Annotated in this window: 20 protein-coding genes; 17 read left to right on the top strand and 3 right to left on the bottom strand. The window is 72.7% G+C overall.

The window, feature by feature from the left end; all coding sequences use genetic code 11:
- Positions 1 to 32 precede the first annotated feature (32 nt).
- The 13 genes from ABT118_RS09570 (at position 33) to ABT118_RS09510 (ending at position 15403) form a co-directional block, all read left to right on the top strand.
- Positions 33 to 539 carry a PH-like domain-containing protein gene (locus tag ABT118_RS09570; RefSeq protein ID WP_350646495.1) on the top strand — a complete coding sequence of 169 codons (507 nt, stop codon included), beginning with the start codon at positions 33 to 35 and terminating at the stop codon, positions 537 to 539.
- Positions 536 to 1711: a glutamine-hydrolyzing carbamoyl-phosphate synthase small subunit gene (gene carA / locus ABT118_RS09565; RefSeq protein WP_350646170.1), complete on the top strand. Its 1176-nt coding sequence runs from the start codon at positions 536 to 538 to the stop codon at positions 1709 to 1711. The genes ABT118_RS09570 and carA overlap by 4 nt, the downstream gene beginning before the upstream one ends.
- A 2-nt stretch (positions 1712 to 1713) precedes the next feature.
- Positions 1714 to 5022, top strand: coding sequence for a carbamoyl-phosphate synthase large subunit (gene carB, locus ABT118_RS09560; RefSeq protein WP_350646169.1), 3309 nt, complete (start codon positions 1714 to 1716; stop codon positions 5020 to 5022).
- Between the two features lie 68 nt (positions 5023 to 5090).
- A complete protein-coding gene (locus tag ABT118_RS09555) occupies positions 5091 to 6188 on the top strand; it encodes a quinone-dependent dihydroorotate dehydrogenase (protein WP_350646168.1) in 1098 nt (365 codons plus the stop codon).
- Between the two features lie 149 nt (positions 6189 to 6337).
- Positions 6338 to 7192, top strand: coding sequence for a dihydroorotate dehydrogenase electron transfer subunit (locus ABT118_RS09550; protein ID WP_350646167.1), 855 nt, complete (start codon positions 6338 to 6340; stop codon positions 7190 to 7192).
- Positions 7192 to 8151: a dihydroorotate dehydrogenase gene (locus ABT118_RS09545; RefSeq protein WP_350646166.1), complete on the top strand. Its 960-nt coding sequence runs from the start codon at positions 7192 to 7194 to the stop codon at positions 8149 to 8151. The genes ABT118_RS09550 and ABT118_RS09545 overlap by 1 nt, the downstream gene beginning before the upstream one ends.
- A gap of 10 nt (positions 8152 to 8161) precedes the next feature.
- A complete protein-coding gene (gene pyrF / locus ABT118_RS09540) occupies positions 8162 to 8995 on the top strand; it encodes an orotidine-5'-phosphate decarboxylase (RefSeq protein WP_350646165.1) in 834 nt (277 codons plus the stop codon).
- 281 nt (positions 8996 to 9276) lie between these two features.
- Positions 9277 to 9603: an integration host factor, actinobacterial type gene (gene mihF / locus ABT118_RS09535; protein ID WP_184911660.1), complete on the top strand. Its 327-nt coding sequence runs from the start codon at positions 9277 to 9279 to the stop codon at positions 9601 to 9603.
- A gap of 72 nt (positions 9604 to 9675) precedes the next feature.
- The gene (gene gmk, locus ABT118_RS09530; protein ID WP_350646164.1) at positions 9676 to 10233 is read left to right on the top strand and encodes a guanylate kinase; all 558 of its coding nucleotides are present in this window, start codon (positions 9676 to 9678) and stop codon (positions 10231 to 10233) included.
- A gap of 58 nt (positions 10234 to 10291) precedes the next feature.
- Positions 10292 to 10558, top strand: coding sequence for a DNA-directed RNA polymerase subunit omega (gene rpoZ / locus ABT118_RS09525; RefSeq protein WP_057228106.1), 267 nt, complete (start codon positions 10292 to 10294; stop codon positions 10556 to 10558).
- 137 nt (positions 10559 to 10695) lie between these two features.
- Positions 10696 to 11913 carry a bifunctional phosphopantothenoylcysteine decarboxylase/phosphopantothenate--cysteine ligase CoaBC gene (gene coaBC / locus ABT118_RS09520; protein WP_350646163.1) on the top strand — a complete coding sequence of 406 codons (1218 nt, stop codon included), beginning with the start codon at positions 10696 to 10698 and terminating at the stop codon, positions 11911 to 11913.
- 131 nt (positions 11914 to 12044) lie between these two features.
- Positions 12045 to 13253 (top strand): methionine adenosyltransferase, encoded by a 1209-nt coding sequence (metK, locus tag ABT118_RS09515; protein WP_350646162.1) that lies wholly within the window; start codon positions 12045 to 12047, stop codon positions 13251 to 13253.
- A gap of 86 nt (positions 13254 to 13339) precedes the next feature.
- The gene (locus tag ABT118_RS09510; protein WP_350646161.1) at positions 13340 to 15403 is read left to right on the top strand and encodes a primosomal protein N'; all 2064 of its coding nucleotides are present in this window, start codon (positions 13340 to 13342) and stop codon (positions 15401 to 15403) included.
- A 175-nt stretch (positions 15404 to 15578) separates the two neighbouring features.
- Here the strand turns inward: ABT118_RS09510 and ABT118_RS09505 are convergent, their stop codons facing one another.
- A complete protein-coding gene (locus tag ABT118_RS09505) occupies positions 15579 to 16067 on the bottom strand; it encodes a hypothetical protein (RefSeq protein WP_350646160.1) in 489 nt (162 codons plus the stop codon).
- A 204-nt stretch (positions 16068 to 16271) separates the two neighbouring features.
- On the opposite strand from ABT118_RS09505, the gene def reads away from it, so the two are divergent.
- The 4 genes from def (at position 16272) to ABT118_RS09485 (ending at position 20356) form a co-directional block, all read left to right on the top strand.
- Positions 16272 to 16811, top strand: a complete 540-nt coding sequence (gene def / locus ABT118_RS09500) for a peptide deformylase (protein WP_350646159.1) — start codon at positions 16272 to 16274, stop codon at positions 16809 to 16811.
- Between the two features lie 34 nt (positions 16812 to 16845).
- Entirely contained in the window at positions 16846 to 17796 is a 951-nt protein-coding gene (gene fmt, locus ABT118_RS09495) for a methionyl-tRNA formyltransferase (RefSeq protein WP_350646158.1), read from the top strand.
- A gap of 79 nt (positions 17797 to 17875) precedes the next feature.
- Entirely contained in the window at positions 17876 to 19318 is a 1443-nt protein-coding gene (locus ABT118_RS09490) for an RsmB/NOP family class I SAM-dependent RNA methyltransferase (RefSeq protein ID WP_350646157.1), read from the top strand.
- A 66-nt stretch (positions 19319 to 19384) separates the two neighbouring features.
- On the top strand, positions 19385 to 20356 hold the full coding sequence (locus ABT118_RS09485) for an aldo/keto reductase (RefSeq protein WP_350646156.1): 972 nt from the start codon (positions 19385 to 19387) through the stop codon (positions 20354 to 20356).
- Positions 20357 to 20404: 48 nt separating this feature from the next.
- Here ABT118_RS09485 and ABT118_RS09480 read toward each other — a convergent pair whose 3' ends face one another.
- Together ABT118_RS09480 and ABT118_RS09475 are read right to left on the bottom strand one after the other, a co-directional pair.
- Entirely contained in the window at positions 20405 to 20572 is a 168-nt protein-coding gene (locus tag ABT118_RS09480) for a hypothetical protein (protein WP_350646155.1), read from the bottom strand.
- A gap of 120 nt (positions 20573 to 20692) precedes the next feature.
- On the bottom strand, positions 20693 to 22732 hold the full coding sequence (locus ABT118_RS09475) for a GAF domain-containing sensor histidine kinase (RefSeq protein WP_350646154.1): 2040 nt from the start codon (positions 22730 to 22732) through the stop codon (positions 20693 to 20695).
- Between the last annotated feature and the right edge of the window lie 21 nt (positions 22733 to 22753).

Genomic DNA, 22753 nt, shown 5'->3' with positions numbered 1-22753 from the left:
AGATCACCGACTGGTCCAGCTACCTCGGCTGGATGGTCGGCCTGGCCATCCTGGTCGGGCTGGTCTACTGGCTGATGCGGCAGGGCTGGAACTGGCGCCGCACGCTCCAGTCCGAGCTGCCGGCCCTGCCCGAGCTGCCCGCGGACCCGGGGACGGCGCTGCTGGAGACCTCCGGCCGCTACCACGGCTCCACCACCGCCGGGAACTGGCTGGACCGGGTCGTCGCGCACGGCCTCGGCACCCGCAGCCTGGCCGAACTGACCCTCACCGAGCAGGGCCTGTTGGTCCGTCGCCCCGGTGACGTGGACTTCTGGATCCCGGCCGGGAGCCTGACCGCGGCCCGGGTCGACTCCGGCATCGCCGGCAAGGTCGTCCCCGGCGGCCTGCTGGTCATCACCTGGACCAACCAGGGCACGGCGCTGGACTCCGGCTTCCGGGCCGACCGCGCCGGGGAGCACACCGCCTGGGTCGAGGCGGTCGACGCTCTTGTGACACGACGTACGACGAAGACGAAGAAGACGGAAGAGGCCACCTCATGACCGCACCTGCCCCCACCACCGAGCGCCACAGGCGGGAGCGCGTGCCCGCCGTGCTCGTCCTCGAGGACGGCCGCACCTTCCGCGGCCAGGCGTACGGCGCGGTCGGCGAGACCTTCGGCGAGGCGGTCTTCAACACCGGCATGTCCGGCTACCAGGAGACCCTGACCGACCCGTCGTACCACCGCCAGGTGGTCGTCATGACGGCGCCTCAGATCGGCAACACCGGCTGGAACGACGAGGACGACGAGTCGAAGCAGATCTGGGTGGCCGGCTACGTCGTCCGCGACCCCGCCCGGGTCGCGTCCAACTGGCGCTCGGAGCGCTCGCTGGACGAGGAGCTGGTCAACCAGGGCGTCGTCGGCATCAGCGGCATCGACACCCGGGCGCTCACCCGGCACCTGCGCGAGCGCGGGGCGATGCGGGTCGGCATCTTCTCCGGCCCCGCGCTGGCGGAGGAGTCCGAGCTGCTGGCCCGGGTCAACCGGGCGCCGGAGATGAAGGGCGCCGACCTGTGCGCCGAGGTCGCCACCAAGGAGACCTACGTCGTCCCGGCGATCGGCACGAAGAAGTTCACCGTGGCCGCGCTGGACCTCGGCATCAAGGGCATGACCCCGCACCGGATGGCCGAGCGCGGCATCGAGGTGCACGTGTTCCCGGCCAACTCCACGGTCGAGGAGCTCTACGCGGTCGCCCCCGACGGCGTGTTCTTCTCGAACGGCCCCGGTGACCCGGCCACCGCCGACCACCAGGTCGCCGTGGCGCGCGAGGTGCTGGCGAAGAAGACCCCGTTCTTCGGCATCTGCTTCGGCAACCAGATCCTCGGCCGCGCCCTGGGCTTCGGCACCTACAAGCTCAAGTACGGCCACCGCGGCATCAACCAGCCGGTGCAGGACCGCACCACCGGCAAGGTCGAGGTCACCGCGCACAACCACGGCTTCGCCGTGGAGGCGCCGCTGGACCGGGTGAGCGACACCCCGTTCGGCCGCGCCGAGGTCTCCCACGTCTGCCTGAACGACGACGTGGTCGAGGGCCTCCAGTGCCTGGACACCCCCGCGTTCTCGGTCCAGTACCACCCGGAGGCCGCCGCCGGTCCGCACGACGCGGCTTACCTCTTTGATCGCTTTGTCGACCTGATGGCCGGCGCCCCGGCCCGCACCACCGCAGGGAGCTGACCGTGCCGAAGCGCACTGACATCAAGTCCGTCCTGGTGATCGGCTCCGGCCCGATCGTCATCGGCCAGGCCGCCGAGTTCGACTACTCCGGCACCCAGGCCTGCCGCGTGCTGCGGGCCGAGGGCCTGCGGGTCGTGCTGGTGAACTCCAACCCGGCCACGATCATGACCGACCCGGAGATCGCCGACGCCACCTACGTCGAGCCGATCACCCCGGAGTTCGTCGAGAAGATCATCGCCAAGGAGCGCCCCGACGTGCTCCTGCCGACCCTCGGCGGGCAGACCGCGCTCAACACCGCGATCTCGCTGCACGAGAACGGCGTGCTCGCCAAGTACGGCGTCGAGCTGATCGGCGCCAACGTCGAGGCGATCCACAAGGGCGAGGACCGCCAGCTGTTCAAGGGCGTGGTCGAGGCGGTCAACGCCAAGATCGGCCACGGCGAGTCGGCCCGTTCGGTGATCTGCCACTCGATGGACGACATCATCGCGGGCGTGGACACGCTGGGCGGCTACCCGGTCGTGGTCCGCCCCTCCTTCACCATGGGCGGCGCCGGTTCCGGCTTCGCGCACGACGAGGACGAGCTGCGCCGGATCGCCGGCCAGGGCCTGGCCCTGTCGCCGACCACCGAGGTGCTCCTGGAGGAGTCCATCCTCGGCTGGAAGGAGTACGAGCTCGAGCTGATGCGCGACAAGAACGACAACGTCGTGGTGGTCTGCTCGATCGAGAACTTCGACCCGATGGGCGTGCACACCGGTGACTCGATCACCGTCGCCCCGTCGATGACCCTGACCGACCGCGAGTACCAGACGCTGCGCGACATCGGCATCGCGATCATCCGCGAGGTCGGCGTCGACACCGGCGGCTGCAACATCCAGTTCGCGATCAACCCGGACGACGGCCGGATCATCGTGATCGAGATGAACCCCCGGGTCTCCCGCTCCTCCGCGCTGGCCTCCAAGGCCACCGGCTTCCCGATCGCCAAGATCGCGGCCAAGCTGGCGGTCGGCTACACGCTGGACGAGATCCCGAACGACATCACCGAGAAGACCCCGGCCTCGTTCGAGCCCTCGCTCGACTACGTCGTGGTCAAGGTGCCCCGGTTCGCGTTCGAGAAGTTCCCGAGCGCCGACGCCACGCTGACCACGACCATGAAGTCGGTCGGCGAGGCGATGGCGATGGGCCGCAACTTCACCGAGGCGCTGCAGAAGGCGCTGCGCTCGCTGGAGAAGAAGGGCTCGCAGTTCTCCTGGATCGGCGAACCCGGTGACAAGGCCGAGCTGCTGACCAAGGCCCAGGTCCCGACCGACGGCCGGATCAACACCGTGATGGACGCGATCCGGGCCGGTGCCACCCAGCAGGAGGTCTTCGACGCCACGAAGATCGACCCGTGGTTCGTCGACCAGCTGTTCCTGATCGACGAGATCGCCACCGAGCTGGCCGAGGCCGAGCGCCTCGACCCGGAGCTGCTCCGGCACGCCAAGCGGCACGGCTTCTCCGACCAGCAGATCGGTGAGATCCGCGGCCTGAAGGGCGACGTGGTCCGCGAGGTGCGGCACGCGCTGGGCATCCGTCCGGTCTTCAAGACCGTGGACACCTGCGCCGCCGAGTTCGCCGCCAAGACCCCGTACTTCTACTCGTCCTACGACGAGGAGAGCGAGGTCGCGCCGCGCACCAAGCCCGCCGTGATCATCCTGGGCTCGGGCCCGAACCGGATCGGCCAGGGCATCGAGTTCGACTACTCCTGCGTGCACGCCTCCTTCGCGCTCAGCGAGGCCGGGTACGAGACCGTGATGGTCAACTGCAACCCGGAGACCGTCTCCACCGACTACGACACCTCCGACCGGCTCTACTTCGAGCCGCTCACGCTGGAGGACGTGCTGGAGATCGTGCACGCGGAGACGCTGGCCGGTCCGCTGGCGGGCGTCATCGTCCAGCTCGGCGGCCAGACGCCGCTCGGCCTGGCCCAGGCGCTCAAGGACAACGGCGTGCCGATCGTCGGCACCCAGCCCGAGGCGATCGACCTGGCGGAGGAGCGCGGCGCGTTCGGCCGGGTGCTGCGCGACGCGGGCCTGCCCGCGCCCAAGCACGGCACCGCGTTCTCGTTCGAGGACGCCAAGGCGATCGCGGACGAGATCGGCTACCCGGTGCTGGCCCGCCCGTCGTACGTGCTCGGCGGCCGCGGCATGGAGATCGTCTACGACGAGCCCTCGCTGGCCTCCTACCTGGAGCGGCACGCGGGTCTGATCTCCGAGCACCCGGTGCTGATCGACCGCTTCCTGGACGACGCGGTCGAGATCGACGTGGACGCGCTCTACGACGGCGAGGAGCTCTACCTCGGCGGCGTGATGGAGCACATCGAGGAGGCCGGCATCCACTCCGGCGACTCGGCCTGCGCGCTGCCCCCGATCACCCTCGGCGGCTACGACATCAAGCGGCTGCGGACCTCCACCGAGGCGATCGCCAAGGGCGTCGGGGTGCGCGGTCTGATCAACATCCAGTTCGCGCTGGCCGGCGACATCCTCTACGTGCTGGAGGCCAACCCGCGCGCCTCCCGCACCGTGCCGTTCACCTCCAAGGCGACCGCCGTGCCGCTGGCCAAGGCCGCCGCCCGGGTCTCGCTCGGCGCGACCATCGCCGAGCTGCGCAAGGAGGGCCTGCTCCCGGCCGAGGGCGACGGCGGCACGCTGCCGGCCGACTGCCCGATCTCGGTCAAGGAAGCCGTGATGCCGTGGAGCCGCTTCCGCGACATCCACGGCCGGGGCGTGGACACCGTGCTCGGCCCGGAGATGCGCTCCACCGGTGAGGTGATGGGCATCGACAAGGTGTTCGGCACCGCGTACGCCAAGGCGCAGGCCGGCGCGTACGGTGCGCTGCCGACCTCCGGCAAGGTCTTCGTCTCGGTCGCCAACCGCGACAAGCGCAACCTGGTCTTCCCGGCCCGGGCGCTGGTCGAGATGGGCTTCGAGGTGCTCGCCACCTCCGGCACCGCCGAGGTGCTCCAGCGCGGCGGCATCCCGTCCACCGTGGTGCGCAAGCACAGCGAGGGCCCGGGCCCGGACGGCGAGCGGACCATCGTGCAGCTGATCCACGACGGCGAGGTCGACCTGATCATCAACACGCCGTACGGCACCGGCGGCCGGCTCGACGGCTACGAGATCCGCACCGCCGCGGTCTCGCGCGGCGTCCCGTGCCTGACCACCGTCCAGGCGATGGGCGCGGCCGTCCAGGGCAGCGCGGCGCTGGTCCGCGGCGACATCGGTGTGATGTCGTTGCAGGAGCACGCGGCGCTGATCAACGCGGGCCGCAAGTAGCAGATCATCGTGGGGGGCACCGCGTTCCGGTGCCCCCCACACCCATGTCCAGGAAGGCCCAACCCGCTGTGTACAAGCTCCTGTTCGACCTGGTCTTCAAGAAGATGGACCCGGAGAAGGCCCACCACCTGGCCTTCTTCTGGATCCGGCTGGCCGCCTCGGTGCCCGGCCTGCGCCAGCTGGTGCGGGCCGTGCTGGCCCCGCGGGACCCGGCGCTGCGCACCGCCGCGCTCGGGCTCGACCTGCCGGGCCCGTTCGGCCTCGGGGCCGGCTTCGACAAGAACGGGATCGGCATCGACGGTCTGTCGATGCTCGGCTTCGACTTCGTCGAGATCGGCACCGTCACCGGTGAGCCGCAGCCGGGCAACCCCGCGCCGCGCCTGTTCCGGCTGGTCGAGGACCGCGCGCTGATCAACCGGATGGGCTTCAACAACCAGGGCTCGGCCCGGGTCGCGGCCCGGCTGAAGGCCCGTCCGCACACCAGCTCCACCCCGGTGATCGGCGTCAACATCGGCAAGACCAAGGTGGTCGAGGAGGTCGACGCGACCGCCGACTACGTGAAGAGCACCGAGCGGCTGGCCGAGTACGCCGACTACCTGGTGGTCAACGTCAGCTCGCCGAACACCCCCGGCCTGCGCAACCTGCAGACCGTCTCGGCGCTGGCCCCGCTGCTGGTCGACGTCCGCCGGGCGGCCGACGCGGCCACCCCGCACCACGTGCCGCTGCTGGTGAAGATCGCCCCCGACCTGGCGGACGAGGACATCGACGCGATCGCCGACATGGCGGTCGAGATCGGCCTCGACGGCATCATCGCCACCAACACCACGATCGGGCGGGACGATCTGCGCGAGCACGCGGCCCGGATCGAGGAGATCGGGATGGGCGGGCTCTCCGGCGCACCGCTGAAGGCCCGCTCGCTGGAGGTGCTGCAGCGCCTGCGGGCGCGCACCGAGGGCCGGCTGGTGCTGGTCGCGGTCGGCGGGATCGAGACCGCGGACGACGCCTGGGACCGGATCGTGCACGGCGCCGACCTGGTGCAGGGGTACAGCGCCTTCGTCTACGAGGGGCCGTTCTGGATGCGCCGGGTGCACAAGGGCCTGTCGGCCCGGCTGAAGGCGAGCGGCTTCAAGTCGATCGCCGAGGCGGTCGGCAGCGCCAAGAGCTAGCGCTCCTCCAGGGGCACGAGCAACCGGCCCCTGCGGGGCTCGGGTGAATGAGTGGTGCCGACGGATCGGACGGGTGCGCCGGAGGAAGTGACAGGGGGTCGTCCGGTTTGGCAGAGTGCAGCGCGAGTCTGCCGGAAAGGTGAGTTCTGATGGCCCATCCAGTCCAGACCGAGGCCGAGGTGGTCGAGTCCACCCCGGTCGGTGCGTACCGGCGGCTGGTGCTCCGGGCACCCGAGGCGGCGCCCCGGGTGCGGCCCGGCCACTTCGCCACCCTGGCGGTCGGCGGGAGCGGCTCCTCGATGCTGCTGCGGCGGGCCTTCTCGATCCACCGGGCCGACCCCGCGGCCGGCACCGTGGAGCTGATCATCGCCGAACACGGCCCCGGCACCCGGGAGTTGGTGCGCAGCCGGGTCGGCGACCGGCTCAGCCTGATCGCCCCGCTGGGCACCCCCTTCCCGGTGCCCGAGGGCCCGGTCAGCGCCCTGCTGGTGGCCGGCGGCTACGGCAGCGCACCGCTGTTCGGCCTGGCCGAGCAGATCAAGCGGCGCGGCGGCCAGGTCGGGTTCATCCTCGGTGCGGCCACCGGGGCCCGGCTGTTCGGGGTGGAGCAGGCCCGCGCGCTCACCCAGGACGTACTTGTGGTCACCGAGGACGGCTCGGCCGGGCTGACCGGCCGGGTCACCGACGTCCTGGCGCAGGCGATCAAGGCCATCGACGCCACCGTGGTGCACGCCTGCGGGCCGATGCCGATGCTGCGCGCGGTGACGTCGATCGCCGAGGAGCTGGGGGCCCGCTGCTGGACGGCGGTGGAGGAGTCGATGGCCTGCGGGGTCGGCATCTGCATGACCTGCGTGCTGCCGGTGGTCGGCGAGGACGGGGTCAGCCGGTTCGTCCGCTCCTGCACCGACGGCCCGGTCTTCGACGGGGCCAAGGTCCGCTGGGCCGACATCGGCATCGTCCCCGCCGACCTGGAAGGCGCCGCCGCGATGGGAGTGAAGGCCTGATGGAGCCGCAGCAGGTCGACCTGACCGCCCCGTTCGGCGGCCGCACCCTGCCGAACCCGCTTACCACCGCCTCCGGCTGCGCCGGGTACGGGCGGGAGCTGGCCAAGTTCGTCCCGCTGGACGAGCTGGGCTCGGTCACCACCAAGACGATCATGCCGTACCCGCGCTCCGGCCGGGCCACGCCGCGGATGGCGGAGACGCCGTCCGGGATGCTCAACTCGATCGGGCTCCAAGGCGCCGGGGTCGGACACTTCGTCAGGAACGAGCTGCCCTGGCTGGCCGAGCGCGGCGCCCGGGTGCTGGTCTCGGTCGCGGGGGAGCGGCTGGAGGAGTTCGCCGAGGTCGCCGAGCAGCTCAACGGGCAGCCCGGCGTGATCGGCATCGAGGTCAACATCTCCTGCCCGAACGTGGCCGACCGGGGCCTGGTCTTCGCCTGCAACCCGGCCACCTCCTACGACGTGGTGCGGGCGGTGCGCCGGGTGGCCGACGCCGAGCTGCCGGTCTACGCCAAGCTCTCGCCCGACGTCACCTCGATCACCGAGATCGCCGCCGCCTGCGTCCAGGCCGGCGCGGACGGCCTCTCGATGATCAACACCACCCTCGGCCTGGCGATCGACCCGGTCACCATGCGCCCGGCCCTGGCCGGGACCACCGGCGGCCTGTCCGGGCCGGCGATCCGGCCGATCGCGGTCCGCTGCGTGCACCAGGTGCACGCCGAGATGCTGGCCGGCCGGATCCCGGCGGTGCCGATCCTGGCCATGGGCGGGCTGCGCACCGGCCTGGACGCGCTGGAGTTCGCCCTCGCCGGGGCGAGCGGCGTCGCCGTCGGCACCACCCTGTTCAACGACCCGGCCGCCCCGCTGCGCATCCTCGACGAGCTGCGCACCGAGCTGGCGGCCCGGGGCTTCGCCAAGTTCACCGACGCGGTGGGGTACGCCCACCGCCCTGCCACCACCTGAAAGGCCGTTCATGACCCTCGCTCCCTTCGGCGCCCGCCTGCACACCGCCCTGGAGACCCGGGGCCGGCTCTGTGTCGGCATCGACCCGCACGCCTCGCTGCTCACCGCCTGGGGCCTGAACGACGACATCGCCGGCCTGGAGACCTTCAGCCGGACCGTGGTCGAGGCGCTGGCCGGGGAGGTCGCGGTGCTCAAGCCGCAGGCCGCCTTCTTCGAGCGGTTCGGCTCCCGGGGCATCGCGGTGCTGGAGCGCTCGGTCACCGAGGCCAGGGAGGCCGGGGCGCTGGTGCTGATGGACGCCAAGCGCGGCGACATCGGCTCCACCATGGCCGCGTACGCCGAGACCTTCCTCTCGCCGGACCGGGCGCTCTTCTCGGACGCGCTGACGGTCAGCCCGTACCTGGGCTTCGGCTCGCTCCAGCCGGCCGTCGACCTGGCCCGGGCGAACGGCTGCGGCCTGTTCGCGCTGGCGCTCACCTCCAACCCGGAGGGGCACGAGGTGCAGCGCGCGGTCGGCGCCGACGGGGTGAGCGTGGCCCAGGGCGTGCTGAACCGGCTGGCGGCCGAGAACAAGGGCGCCGAGCCGCTCGGCTCGTTCGGCGCGGTGGTCGGCGCGACCCTGGCCGAGGCCGGCGCGGACCTGGCGATCAACGGCCCGCTGCTCGCCCCCGGTGTCGGCGCCCAGGGGGCCACCGCGGCCGACCTGCCCCGGGTGTTCGGCGACTCGGTGCGCAACGTGGTGCCCAGCGTGAGCCGCGACATCCTCAAGCACGGCCCCTCGGTGGCGGCCCTGCGGGCGGCCTCGGCCCGCTTCGTGGAGGAGATCGCGGCGGCGGTGAAGTAGCACGGCGACGTGAGGAGCGTCACATCGGCAGGTCGGACGGGCCGTCAGGCCGGTTGATTTGCCCGGAAAAGTCCTGGTCGACCTTGGCTGACCAGGACTTTTCGTGTTCTTCTCCTGACGCGCGGCCTCAAGTTGGGTAGTGTCCGGCGGGAGGTCACCGAAGGGCGGCGAAAACTGCCGCTCTCGCAGGTCAGAGCCATTGGTTCGGGCTGCGATCGGTGTACTTCAGGCACCACCCAGTCATAGCTCATCCCTTCCTTCCACACCCTGAGGTGAACGGCGTGGCTCTTCCGCCCCTTACCCCTGAACAGCGCACCGCTGCGCTCGCCAAGGCTGCCGAAGCCCGTCGGAAGCGCGCCGATGTGAAGAACAAGCTGAAGCACGCAGGTGCTTCGCTGCACGACGTGATCAAGGCGGGCAAGGCCGATGACGAGGTCATCGGCAAGATGAAGGTCTCCGCGCTGCTGGAGAGCATGCCGGGCGTCGGCAAGGTGCGCGCCAAGCAGATCATGGAGCGTCTGGGCATCTCCGAGAGCCGTCGGGTCCGCGGCCTCGGGACGAACCAGATCGCCTCGCTGGAGCGGGAGTTCGGCAGCACCGCCTCCTGACCCGGCTCCTGCTCCGGACCGGGTCGCGACCCGGTGGTCCCCGGACCGTCCGCGATCCGGGATAATCGGTGCATGAGTGAACGTCCGCGGCTGACCGTGCTCTCCGGCCCCTCGGGGGTCGGCAAGAGCACGGTCGTCGCTCATCTGAGGAAGCAGCACCCCGAGCTCTGGCTCTCGGTGTCGGTCACCACCCGGCATCCGAGGCCCGGCGAGAAGAACGGGGTCCACTACTACTTCGTCGACAACGACGAGTTCGAGAAGCTGATCGCCAACGGCGAGCTGCTGGAGTGGGCCGTGTTCGCCGGGAACCGGTACGGCACCCCGCGCGCCGCGGTGCTGGAGAAGCTGGAGAACGGCGTCCCGGTGCTGCTGGAGATCGACCTCCAGGGCGCCCGCCAGGTCCGCGAGTCGATGTCCGACGCGCGCCTGGTGTTCCTGGGCCCGCCGAGCTGGGACGAGCTGGTCCGCCGGCTCACCGGCCGGGGCACCGAGCCGCAGGACGTGATCGACCGCCGGCTGGAGGCCGCGAAGATCGAGCTGGCCGCCGAGAGCGAGTTCGACACGACCCTTGTCAACAGGTCGGTCGAGCAGGTAGCGGCCGAACTGCTAACCTTGCTCGGTGTTGCCTGATCGGATCCTGTGATCTGATCAGCATTCTGTCTTTCTCTCTCTTTCGGAAGGTTTTCGCGTGTCCTCTTCCATGACCGCGCCCGAGGGCATCATCAACCCGCCGATCGACGAGCTGCTCGAGGCCACGGACTCGAAGTACAGCCTGGTGATCTACGCCGCCAAGCGCGCCCGTCAGATCAACGCGTACTACTCGCAGCTCGGTGAGGGCCTGCTGGAGTACGTCGGCCCGCTGGTGGACACCCACGTGCACGAGAAGCCGCTGTCGATCGCGCTGCGCGAGATCAACGCGGGCATGCTCACCGCAGAGGCCATCGACGCCGCCTGAGCCGAAAAGCTCACTGGAAGGGCCCGCCGGAGTTCGCTCCGGCGGGCCCTTCCGTGTGTCCCGGGCCACGGTGCGGCGGGGATCTGATGGGCCGTAGGGTTGGGCACGTCCCACCCTCCCGGCAGAGAGAGCCCGCGATGAACGCCAGCCCGCCCAATGTCGTCCTCGGCGTGAGCGGCGGCATCGCCGCGTACAAGGCGTGCGAGCTGCTGCGCCGGCTCACCGAGAGCGGGCACCAGGTGACCGTGGTGCCGACCGCGGCCGCGCTGCACTTCGTCGGCGAGGCCACCTGGGCCGCGCTCTCCGGCCGCCCGGCCGCCACCGAGACCTGGGACCGGGTGCACGAGGTCCCGCACGTGCGGATCGGCCAGCAGGCCGACCTGGTGGTGGTGGCCCCGGCCACCGCCGACCTGATGGCCAAGGCCGCCCACGGCCTGGCCGACGACCTGCTCACCAACACCCTGCTCACCGCGCGCTGTCCGGTGGTGCTGGCCCCCGCCATGCACACCGAGATGTGGGAGCACCCCGCGACCCAGGAGAACGTCGCCACGCTGCGGCGCCGGGGCGTCATCGTGCTGGAACCCGCCGTCGGACGGCTCACCGGCAAGGACACCGGCAAGGGCCGGCTGCCCGAGCCCGCCGCGATCTTCGAGGCCTGCCGCCGGGTGCTGGCGCGCGGCGAGCTGGCCGCCGACCTGACCGGCCGGCACGTGGTGGTCTCGGCCGGCGGCACCCGGGAGCCGCTCGACCCGGTCCGCTACCTGGGCAACCTGTCCTCCGGCAAGCAGGGCTACGCGCTCGCCGCCACCGCGGCCGCCCGGGGGGCCAGGGTCACCCTGCTCTCCGCCAACGCGACGCTGCCGGACCCGGCCGGGGTGGACGTGGTGCACGTCTCCACCGCGCTGGAACTGCGCGAGGCGGTGCTCAAGGCGGTCGCCGACGCCGACGCGGTGGTGATGGCCGCCGCCGTGGCCGATTTCCGTCCGGCCGAGTACGCCACCGGCAAGATCAAGAAGGTCGACGGGGTGGACCCCGCGCCGGTCGCGCTGGTGCGCAACCCCGACATCCTGGCCGAAATCTCCGCCCACCGGGCCCGTCCCGGCCAGCTGGTGGTGGGATTCGCGGCCGAGACCGACGACGTACTCGTCAACGGCCGGGCGAAATTGGCTCGAAAGGGTTGTGATCTGCTGGTCGTCAACGAAGTGGGCGGGGGTAAGGCATTCGGGCGGGACACCAATGCCGCCGTTCTGCTCAGCGCGGACGGGTCGGAGACCGAGATCGCCGACGGGCCCAAGGAATCGCTGGCAGACGCGGTGTGGGACGCGGTGGCGGCCGGTCTCGGCGGGAGCGTCTGATCCGTCTCATCCTCTGAGGGGGATTGCCGCGGGCCGATAGCCGACCGTTACACTCCAGGGACCAAAGTCTTTCCGGATGCCCGGACCAGCTGGGCATTCAGTCAGCAGCCGCTGCAACCCCAGGGAGCGCTGTGTCTCGCCGCCTGTTCACCTCGGAGTCCGTCACCGAGGGACACCCCGACAAGATCGCTGACCAGATCAGCGACACCATCCTGGACGCGCTCCTCGCGCAGGACCCGACTTCCCGCGTCGCTGTCGAGACGCTGATCACCACCGGCCTGGTGCACATCGCCGGTGAGGTCACCACCAAGGCCTACGCGCCCATCGCGCAGCTGGTCCGGGACAAGATCCTGGAGATCGGCTACGACTCCTCGAAGAAGGGCTTCGACGGCGCCTCCTGCGGCGTGTCGGTGTCCATCGGCGCGCAGTCGCCCGACATCGCCCAGGGCGTGGACACCGCCTACGAGGCGCGGGTCGAAGGCGACGAGGACGACCTCGACAAGCAGGGTGCCGGCGACCAGGGCCTGATGTTCGGCTACGCCAGCGACGAGACCCCCGAGCTGATGCCGCTGCCGATCACGCTGGCGCACCGCCTCTCCAAGCGCCTGTCCGAGGTCCGCAAGAACGGCCAGATCCCGTACCTGCGCCCCGACGGCAAGACCCAGGTCACGATCGAGTACGACGGCGACAAGGCCGTCCGCCTCGACACCGTGGTGGTCTCCTCGCAGCACGCGAGCGACATCGACCTGGACTCGCTGCTCACCCCGGACATCCGCGAGTTCGTCGTGGAGCCCGAGCTCAAGCGCCTCGCCGACGACGGCATCAAGCTCATCACCGAGGGCTACCGCCTGCTGGTGAACCCGACCGGCCGCTTCGAGATCGGCGGTCCGATGGGCGACGCCGGCCTGACCGGCCGCAAGATCATCATCGACACCTACGGCGGCATGGCCCGCCACGGCGGCGGCGCCTTCTCCGGCAAGGACCCGTCCAAGGTGGACCGCTCGGCCGCGTACGCGATGCGCTGGGTGGCGAAGAACATCGTCGCCGCGGGCCTCGCCTCGCGCGCCGAGGTCCAGGTCGCGTACGCGATCGGCAAGGCCGAGCCGGTGGGTCTGTTCGTCGAGACCTTCGGCACCGAGACCGTCCCGGTCCTGAAGATCCAGGCCGCCGTCTCGGAGGTCTTCGACCTCCGTCCGGCCGCGATCATCCGTGACCTGGACCTGCTGCGCCCGATCTACGCGAAGACCGCCGCGTACGGCCACTTCGGCCGTGAGGACGCGGACTTCACCTGGGAGCGCACCGACCGGGTCGAGCAGCTGAAGAAGGCTGCCACCGCCTGATCCACCGTGAGGCGGCGGGCGTCCCCGGAAGGGGACGACCGCCGCCTTTCGCGTTCTGTCGGTCGGGTCTGTTAGATGTTGGAGCGATGAGCACAGACGACGCCGGTGAGCAGTTGGCCTTCATCCGGGAGACGGTCCGCCGGGCCAAGCCCCGGACGTGGCGTGGCGCACTGCTGGCCGAGGAGCTGCCGGTGGCCCGGGTGGTGGTCGACAAGGGGCTGCTCAGCCTGGACAAGTTCTTCGACTACGCGGTGCCCGCCAACCTGGCGGAGGAGGCCCAGCCCGGCGTCCGGGTCCGGGTCCGCTTCGGCGCCCGGGTCGGGGCCGGCGGGCGGCGCGAGGGCGGTGAGCTGCACGACGGCTTCGTGGTCGCGCGGCTGGCCGGCTCGGACTTCCCCGGCGTCCTGGCGCCGCTGGCCCAGGTGCTCTCCCCGGAGCGGGTGCTGACGCCTGCTCTGCTGGCGCTCTGCCGGACGGTGGCGGACCGGTACGCGGGGTCGCTGGCCGACGTGCTGCAGCTCGCGGTGCCGCCCCGGCACGCCAAGGCGGAGGCCGAGCCCTCGCCCGAGCCGCTGCCGGCGCCCGCGTTCCCGGCCGCGGGCAGTTGGGACCGGTACGTCGACGGAACGGAGTACTTGGCGGCGCTCGGGGACGGCCGCGCGCCCCGTGCGGTGTGGACCGCGCTGCCCGGGCCGAGCTGGCCCGAGGAGATCGCCCGCGCCGTCGCCGCCACCCTGGCCGGCGGCCGGGGCGCGCTGGTGGTGCTGCCCGAGGGCCGCTCGGTGGCCCGGGTGGACGAGGCGCTGACCGCACTGCTGGGGGAGGGGCGGCACACGGCGCTGGCGGCGGACCTCGGCCCCAAGGAGCGGTACCGGCGCTGGCTCGCCGTCAGCCGGGGCTCGGTCCGGGCCGCGATCGGCACCCGGGCGGCGATGTTCGCCCCCGTCCGCGACCTGGGCCTGGTGGTGGTGTGGAACGACGGCGACGGCAGTCACAGCGACCAGCGCGCACCCCACCCGCACGTCCGCGAGGTGGCGCTGCTGCGGGCCGCCGAGGAGGGCGCGGGGGTGCTGCTCGGCGGGCTCTCGGTCACGGTCGAGGGCGCCCAGCTGCTCCGTACCGGGTGGGCCCGGCCGCTGGCCGCCGCCCGGGAGACGGTGCGCGCGGTCGCGCCCAGGGTCCGGACGGTGACCGACCAGGACCAGGGGCGGGACGAGGCGGCCCAGTACGCCCGGCTGCCGCGGCCCGCCTGGGAGGCGGCGCGGGAGGCGCTCACCCGGGGGCCGGTGCTGATCCAGGTGCCCCGGCGCGGGTACGTGCCCCGGCTGGCCTGCGGGCGGTGCCGGACTCCCGCGCGCTGCCGGCACTGTGAGGGTCCGTTGGCCGCCGGGTCGGCCGGGGCGGTGCTGGAGTGCGCCTGGTGCGGGCAGGCGGAGGGGGAGTGGCACTGCGCCGAGTGCGGGTCGTTCCGGCTGCGGGCGCAGGTGGTCGGCGCGAAGCGGACGGCGGAGGAGCTGGGCAAGGCGTTCCCCCGGGTGCCGGTCCGGACCTCCGGGCGGGACTCGGTGCTGTCGACGGTCTCGGGCGAGCCCGCGCTGGTGATCTCGACCCCCGGGGCGGAGCCGGTGGCGGAGGGCGGGTACGCGGCGGCGCTGCTGCTGGACGGCTGGGCGCTGCTCGGCCGGCCCGACCTGCGGGCCGGCGAGGAGGCGCTGCGGCTGTGGATGGCGGCGGCGGGTCTGGTGCGGCCCGCCGGTGAGGGCGGCACGGTGGTGGTGGTCGCGGAGCCGACCGCGCGGCCGGTGCAGGCGCTGGTGCGCTGGGATCCGGCCGGGCACGCGGCGGTGGAGCTGGAGGAGCGGGCGCAGCTGCACTTCCCGCCGGTGTCGCGGATGGCGTCGGTGACGGGTGCGCCGCAGGCGGTGGAGGACCTGCTGGGGCTGATCCGGCTGCCCGAGGGGGCGGACGTGCTCGGGCCGGTGCCGGCGCCAGGGGGGCGGGGGCAGGAGTTCGAGCGGGCGCTGCTGCGGGTGGCGCCCGGTCAGGGCGCCGCCCTGGCGGCGGCCCTGAAGGCGGCTCAGATCGCGCGGGTCGCACTGCGGTCGCCGGACCAGGTCCGGATCAGGATCGACCCGCCCGACATCGGGTAGTGCGGATGTGCGGTCCCAAGGTTGCACCATCAGGGGCTCGGGGAACGGCGAGGATGTCTGGCGTGCGGGTCAAAAGACAAAGTGCCTGACCCGGTACGTACGTTGAACGCTCCTGAGGTCGGCGTCGCAGTTCCCCGAGCCCCTGGATAAGTGCAACCTGGCGCCGTGGCCCGGTTCAGCCCCGGAGCGGGAGGCCGGGGCGTTCGGGTTGGCGGGCCGGGGGGATGGCGCGGCTGAGCGGCGGGAGTTCGTCGGCGGGTTCGGGGCGGGTCTGGGCCGGGAGCGTCGGGAGGCCGTTGGCGAGGAGTTCGCCGGCCGGGCGGCGCATCCCGTAGCGGCGGTGGACGGCCTGCTTGGTGACGCCGAGGGCGGAGCCGACGGAGTCCCAGGAGAAGCCGAGCGCGCGGTCGAACTCGACGGCGGCCGCGACCAGGGTCTCGACGCTCTCCCGGAGCTCCTGGGCGAGCCGGACGGTGGGGGCGGGCGCGCGTCCGTAGACCACGAAGCCGGCCGAGGTGCTGGGCCGCCGCGGGCGATAGACGTTGCCCAGTTGGGCGGTGAGGGTGCGGAGGGCGTCGACCTGCCGCCTTACACGTTCGATGTCCCGCACCAGCAGGTGCAGGCTGGCCCGCGCCCGGGCGTCGTGGTTGATCTGCTCGGCCATGGCCTCTGGTGCCACCTTTCCCTACGTCTTTCCGGCCCGGGCCGTCGTACGGCCCGGTCAATCCCACTTGACCAACGCCCGAGTGCGCGGTGGGTCACGCGCAAGGAGCAGACGGGATATGCCAGAACCGCCGCTGAACGGCCAGGTCGGATTGCATAGACTGGCCGTCAGCTGTTGTCGATCGACCCTCAGGAGACCCTCGGTATGGCGATCCAGCCGATCCGGATGTTCGGTGACCCGGTGCTGCGGGCCACCGCCCGGCCGGTGACCACCTTCGACAAGGAGCTGCGGCGCCTGGTCAAGGACCTCACCGAGACCATGCTGGACGCGCCCGGGGCCGGCCTCGCCGCACCCCAACTCGGCGTCTCGCTGCGGGTGTTCACGTACCACGTGGACGGGGTGGTCGGGCATCTGATCAACCCGGACCTCGCGCTGAGCGAGGAGGAGCAGGACGGGCCCGAGGGCTGCCTCTCGCTGCCCGGGCTGCGCTTCGACACCAAGCGGGCGTTCGGCGTGGTGGCCAAGGGCGTCAACATGCACGGCGAACCGGTCACGGTCGAGGGCACCCAGCTGCTGGCGCGCTGCATCCAGCACGAGACCGACCACCTGGACGGCATCATCTTCATCGACCGGCTGGACCGGGAGCAGCGCAAGGCCGCGCTCAAGGCGATCCGGGAGGCGGAGTGGGGCGAGCCGCCGGTGGTGAAGGTCTCCCCGCACTCCACCTTCGGCTCCGCCCGCTGACACCCGCTCAGATCCACCCACCGAAAGGCTCCCCATGCGCCTCGTCTTCGCCGGCACCCCCGAGGTCGCCGTCCCCGCGCTCGACGCCCTGCTCGCCTCCGACCGGCACGAGGTGGTCGCGGTGGTCACCCGCCCGGACGCGGTCGCGGGCCGGGGCCGCAAGCTGGTGGCCAGCCCGGTCGCGCAGCGGGCCGAGGCGGCCGGGATCGAGGTGCTCAAGCCGGTGAAGCCGAGCGACCCGGACTTCCTGGCCCGGCTGACCGAGCTCGCCCCGGACTGCTGCCCGGTGGTGGCGTACGGCGCGCTGATCCGCCCGGGTGCGCTGGAGGTGCCGAAGCACGGCTGGGTGAACCTGCACTTCTCGCTGCTGCCGGCCTGGCGCGGGGCGGCGCCGGTGCAGCACGCGGTGCTGGCGGGCGACGAGGTGACGGGTGCGTCGACGTTCCGGATCGAGCAGGGCCTGGACTCGGGCCCGGTGTTCGGCATCCTGACCGAGGAGATCCGCCCGACCGACACCAGCGGCGCGCTGCTGGACCGGCTCGCGCAGGCGGGCTCGCGGCTGCTGGTGGCGACCATGGACGGGATCGAGGACGGCGCGCTGCAGGCCGTCCCGCAGCCCACCGAGGGCATCACGCTGGCCCCGAAGATCAACGTCGAGGACGCCAGGGTCGAGTGGGCCCACCCCGCGCTGCGGATCGACCGGCTGGTGCGCGGCTGCGCGCCCGCGCCGGGTGCCTGGACCACCTTCCGGGGCGAGCGGCTCAAGCTGTCGGGCCCGGTGAAGCTGGCCACCGACAGCGCCGCGCTGCCGCCGGGCGAGCTGGCCGTGGTCGGCAAGAACAGCGTGCGGGTCGGCACCGGCAGCCACGAGATCGAGCTCGGCGAGGTGCAGCCGCAGGGCAAGAAGCCGATGCGCGCGGCGGACTGGGCCCGGGGCGTCCGGATCGAGCCCGGGGAGCTGCTCGGGGCGCCGATCGGGGGCTGAGGTTTTCGGGGTCGGGGCGGTCCGGACCTACACTGACGGTCTGAATCCGCAGCACATTCCGAGGCACCAGAGGCACCGCATGAGCACCCCCAGCAGCAAGCCCGCCGCCAACCGCGCCCCGCGCCCGCACCGCCGCCCGAAGAAGGACCCGGCCCGGATCGTCGCGTTCCGGGCGCTGCGGGCCGTGGACGAGCGGGACGCGTACGCCAACCTGATCCTGCCCTCGCTGCTGCGGGAGGCGGAGGCGAAGGGGATGGACCGCAGGGACGCGGCGCTGGCCACCGAGCTGGTGTACGGGACGCTGCGGCTCCAGGGCAGCTACGACGCGATCATCGAGGCCTGCATCGACCGGCCGCTGCGCGAGGTGGACCCGCCGGTGCTGGACGTGCTCGCGCTCGGTGCGCACCAGCTGCTGACCACCCGGATCCCGACCCACGCGGCGGTCTCGGCCACGGTGGAGCTGGCCCGGGTGGTGCTCGGCGACGGCCGGGCCAAGTTCGTCAACGCGGTGCTGCGCAAGATCAGCGCGCAGGACCTGGACGCCTGGCTGGCCCAGGTCGCGCCGCCGTACGAGCAGGACGCCGAGGACCACCTCGCGGTGGTGCACTCGCACCCGCGCTGGGTGGTCTCCGCGCTGTGGGACTCGCTCGGGCGCTGGCAGCCGGACGCCTCCGGCCGGGCGGCGATCGAGGCGGCCCTGCGGGCCGACAACGAGCGCCCCGAGGTCACCCTGGTGGCCCGCCCCGGCCGGGCCACGGCGGCCGAACTGCTGGACGCCAGGCCGGAGTCGGAGCCCGGCCGGTGGTCCCCGTACGCCGTCCGGCTGGCCGAGGGCGGCGAGCCCGGCGGGATCGAGGCGGTCAAGGAGAACCGGGCCGGCGTGCAGGACGAGGGCAGCCAGCTGGTCGCGCTCGCGCTGGCCGCCGCACCGGTCGAGGGCCGGGACGAGCTCTGGCTGGACGGCTGCGCCGGACCGGGCGGCAAGGCCGCGCTGCTCGCCGCGCTGGCGGCCGAGCGGGGCGCGGCGCTGGTCGCGTCCGAGAAGCAGCCGCACCGGGCCCGGCTGGTGGCCCGCGCGCTGGACGGCAACCCCGGCCCGTACACCGTGATCGCGGCCGACGGCACCAAGCCCGCCTGGGCCGAGGGCACCTTCGACCGGACCCTGGTGGACGTGCCCTGCTCCGGCCTCGGTGCGCTGCGCCGCCGCCCGGAGGCCCGCTGGCGCCGCCGTCCGGACGACCTGGCCGGCTTCGGCCCGCTCCAGCGGGACCTGCTGCGCGGTGCCGTCCGGGCCACCCGGATCGGCGGGGTGGTCGGCTACGCGACCTGCTCCCCGCACCTGGCCGAGACCCGCGCGGTGGTGGACGACATCCTGCGCGACACCCCCGGCCTGGAGTGGATCGACGCCCGCCCGCTGCTGCCGGGGCTGCCCGACCTCGGTGCGGGCCCGGACGTACAGCTCTGGCCGCACCTGCACGGCACCGACGCGATGTACCTGGCGCTGTTCCGCCGTACCGCCTGAGGGAATTGATCGTCCGTCGGGAAGAAAGCTGGACAGAGCGGGGGCGGCCGGGTGAGGGTGGGCTCCATGGAGTTCACCCACCTCGGCCGTACCGGCCTGTCCGTGTCCCGACTCTGCCTGGGCACCATGAACTTCGGCCCGCACACCACGGAGCCGGACGCCCACGTCATCATGGACACCGCCCATGACCTGGGCATCAACTTCTTCGACACCGCCAACGTCTACGGCTGGGGTGAGAACAGGGGCCGGACGGAGGAGATCCTCGGCAGCTGGTTCGGCCAGGGCGGGGGCCGCCGGGAGAAGACCGTGCTGGCCACCAAGCTGTACGGCGAGATGGGGAGTTGGCCCAACGAGGGCAAGCTCTCGGCGCTGAACATCCGCCGTGCGGTGGACGCCAGCCTGAAGCGGCTGAACACCGACTACATCGACCTGTACCAGATGCACCACGTCGACCGGGCGACGCCGTGGGAGGAGATCTGGCAGGCGATGGAGGTGCTGGTCGCCCAGGGCAAGATCATCTACGTCGGCTCCAGCAACTTCGCCGGCTGGCACCTGGCGCAGGCCCAGGAGACCGCGAAGGCACGGAACTTCCTCGGTCTGGTCAGCGAGCAGTCGATCTACAACCTGCTGGAGCGCACCGTCGAGCTGGAGGTCGTCCCGGCCGCGCAGCACTACGGCCTCGGCCTGATCCCGTGGTCCCCGCTGAACGGCGGCATCCTCGGCGGGGTGCTGCGCAAGGAGCGCGAGGGCCTGCGCCGGCTGGAGGGCCGGGCCGCCGAGGCGGTCGGGGCCAAGCGCGAGCAGATCCAGGCGTACGAGGACCTGGCGGCCGAACTCGGCCAGGAGCCGGGTGACATCGCGCTCGCCTGGCTGCTCTCCCGTCCGGCGGTGACCGCCCCGATCGTCGGCCCGCGCACGCTGGAGCAGCTGCACGCGGGCGTCCGGGCCCTGGACGTGACGCTGGATCAGAAGACGCTCGACCGGCTGGACGAGATCTTCCCCGGCCACCGGACCGCGCCGGAGGACTACGCCTGGTAGCGGAGCGCCCGAAGGGCCCCCGCACCGCGGGGGCCCTTCGGGGACGGGTCACTCGTGCGGACAGGGGCGGCCGAGCACACAGCTGAAGCCCTTGTGCTCCGGCAGCTTGTTCTTGCACGGCACGCCTACGTCGGGAGGCTTCGGGCGCGCGTGCTCGGGCGACTGCCCGGCGAGGGCGGGGCCGGTCTCGGCCGGTGCGGACACGGTGGGATTCATGAGCGGGTCCTTCCGCGTGGTACGCCGTCGGGGAGGGCGGCGCGAGCTTCACGCTACCCGCCGGGGGTGCTCGCCACATGGGGCGCTGATCCCGACCGGGTCCCGGATCGGGTGGGACCTTCACCCGCTGTCGGGCAGCGGCAGTTCGGCCCGGGCCACCGTCCCGTCCGGGCCGCCGGCCAGCGAGAACCGGCCGCCCAGCTCCTCGGCGCGGTCCCGCATCGAGCGCAGGCCGATGCCGTCGGCACCACCCGAACGGGGGACGAACCCCGGTCCGTCGTCGGTCACCTCGACCACCATCCGGGTGCCGTCCACCGTCACCGCGAGGTGGATCGCGGCCGCCCCGGCGTGCTTGACGGCGTTGTTCAGCGACTCGGCGCAGATCCGGTACACGGCCACCTCGACGGCGGCCGGCAGCGGCGGCAGCGGGTCGGGGTCGAGCAGCACGCTGACCCGGGACGGCCCGGTCAGCCGGTGCACCAGGCCGAGCAGGGCGTGCGAGAGGCCGCCCCGGTCGAGCGCCGCCGGGGCCAGCCCGTCGGTGATGTGCCGCAGCTCGACGATGGCCTGCCCGATCCCGTCCGAGACCTCGGCCAGCGGCCGGTCGGACGGGTGGCCGGGCCCGGCGACCGCGCGGATGGAGTCCACCCGCAGCCGCAGGCCCGACAGCACCGGGCCGAGCCCGTCGTGCAGGTCGTGCCGCAGGCGGCGGCGGGCCTCCTCGCGGGCCAGCACGATCCGCTCCCGGCTGGCCTGCAGCTCCTCGTACAGGCGGAGCGAGGCGATCGCCGGGGCGGCGTGCTCGGCCAGGGTGCGCAGGATGTCCAGGTCCTGCTGGTCGAGCGCGGCCTCGCCGGGGCGCGGCGGCACCAACAGGTGCCCGATCACCTCGCTCTGATAGGTCATCGGGAAGGCGGTGCCGGGCCGGTCCACCCCCAGGGCGGCGAGCTCCAGCAGCCCCTCGCGGGTGTGGGTGACCACCTTGGCCCCGGGCAGCCGGAGCGTGGTGACCACGGTGGCGCAGAGCAGCCGGGGCGTCTCGGCCGGGGTGACGGCGTGGCCGAACTGCTCGGTGAGGGTGCGGACCACCTGGTACGGCTCGGCCCGCTCGCCGTAGTAGTACCGGTCCACCGCCCGGCGGGCCCAGCGGGCGGTGGGGCGCAGCAGCACGCCGATCACCAGGGTGAGCGCGGCCAGGGCCAGCCCCGCGCCGGGGGAGCCGGCCGGGAGCTGCCCGTACAGCAGCAGCGCGGTCACGCTGTAGCCGGTGATCAGGACGGTGCCGAGCAGCAGCCCGGTGAGGGCGCGCAGGGCGGAGCGGTCCAGGTGCAGCGAGCGGTCTCGGACGCAGGCGTACGCCACCGAGACGGGCCAGCTGGCGGCGACCAGGTACCAGAGCACCCGGCTCCCGGTGGCGCCGAGCAGTGCCAGGTCGCTGAGCACGGTGACCAGGGACCAGAGCAGGTACGGCACCAGGATCGCGGCCCGGGACAGGTGCTGGCGTTCCGGGGTCCGGAGCCAGCGGACCGCCATGACCAGCAGGCTGACCCCGATCACGGCCAGGTTGACCCACTGGCGGTCCGGGAGCGCGAACGGGCTCCACTCGTACACCCGGGTGAGCAGTGGGTCGGGCAGGGCCAGCGGCAGGCCGTACCAGGGGTCGTTGCCCATCACGTTGGTGCAGGCCAGTTGCAGGCTGAGGACGGCGAGCAGCCCGAGGTGGACCGGCCCCCAGCGGCGCGGCAGCGAGCCGCCGGGGAGGAACAACGGGAGGGCGTAGAGCCCCAGTTGGTACAGCGTGGCGCCGGCCACCGCGAGCCACCCCACCACCGCGAACCCGAGCGGCCGGACGCCGAGGGCGGCGGCCGCGGCGGGCAGCGCCTCGCTCAGCACCGCCCCGCAGCCGGCCGCGAGCAGCAGCCGCCCGGGCCCGCTGCCCGGGTGCTGGGTGGTGAACAGCGCACCGGCGAGCGCCAGTCCGAGCCCGGTGACCACGTTGACGCCGCCGTAGCCGGCCGCGAAGGCGTGCAGGTCGGGGTCGCTGCTGCCGAGCACCACCACGACCCAGAGCAGGGTGGCGGCCAGCACCAGCGCGCAGCCGGTGTAGGCCGTGAGCAGGCTGGGGCGGCCGACCGCTCCGGTGGGCTCGCGTCCGCTCATGCCGACCTCCCTTGGGCGCCC

The sequence above is a fragment of the Kitasatospora sp. NPDC002040 genome (assembly GCF_040296785.1).
Classification (GTDB): Bacteria; Actinomycetota; Actinomycetes; order Streptomycetales; family Streptomycetaceae; genus Kitasatospora.
The sequence above is the reverse complement of the archived record's forward strand: the minus strand, read 5'-3'. Positions and strand labels throughout refer to the sequence as shown.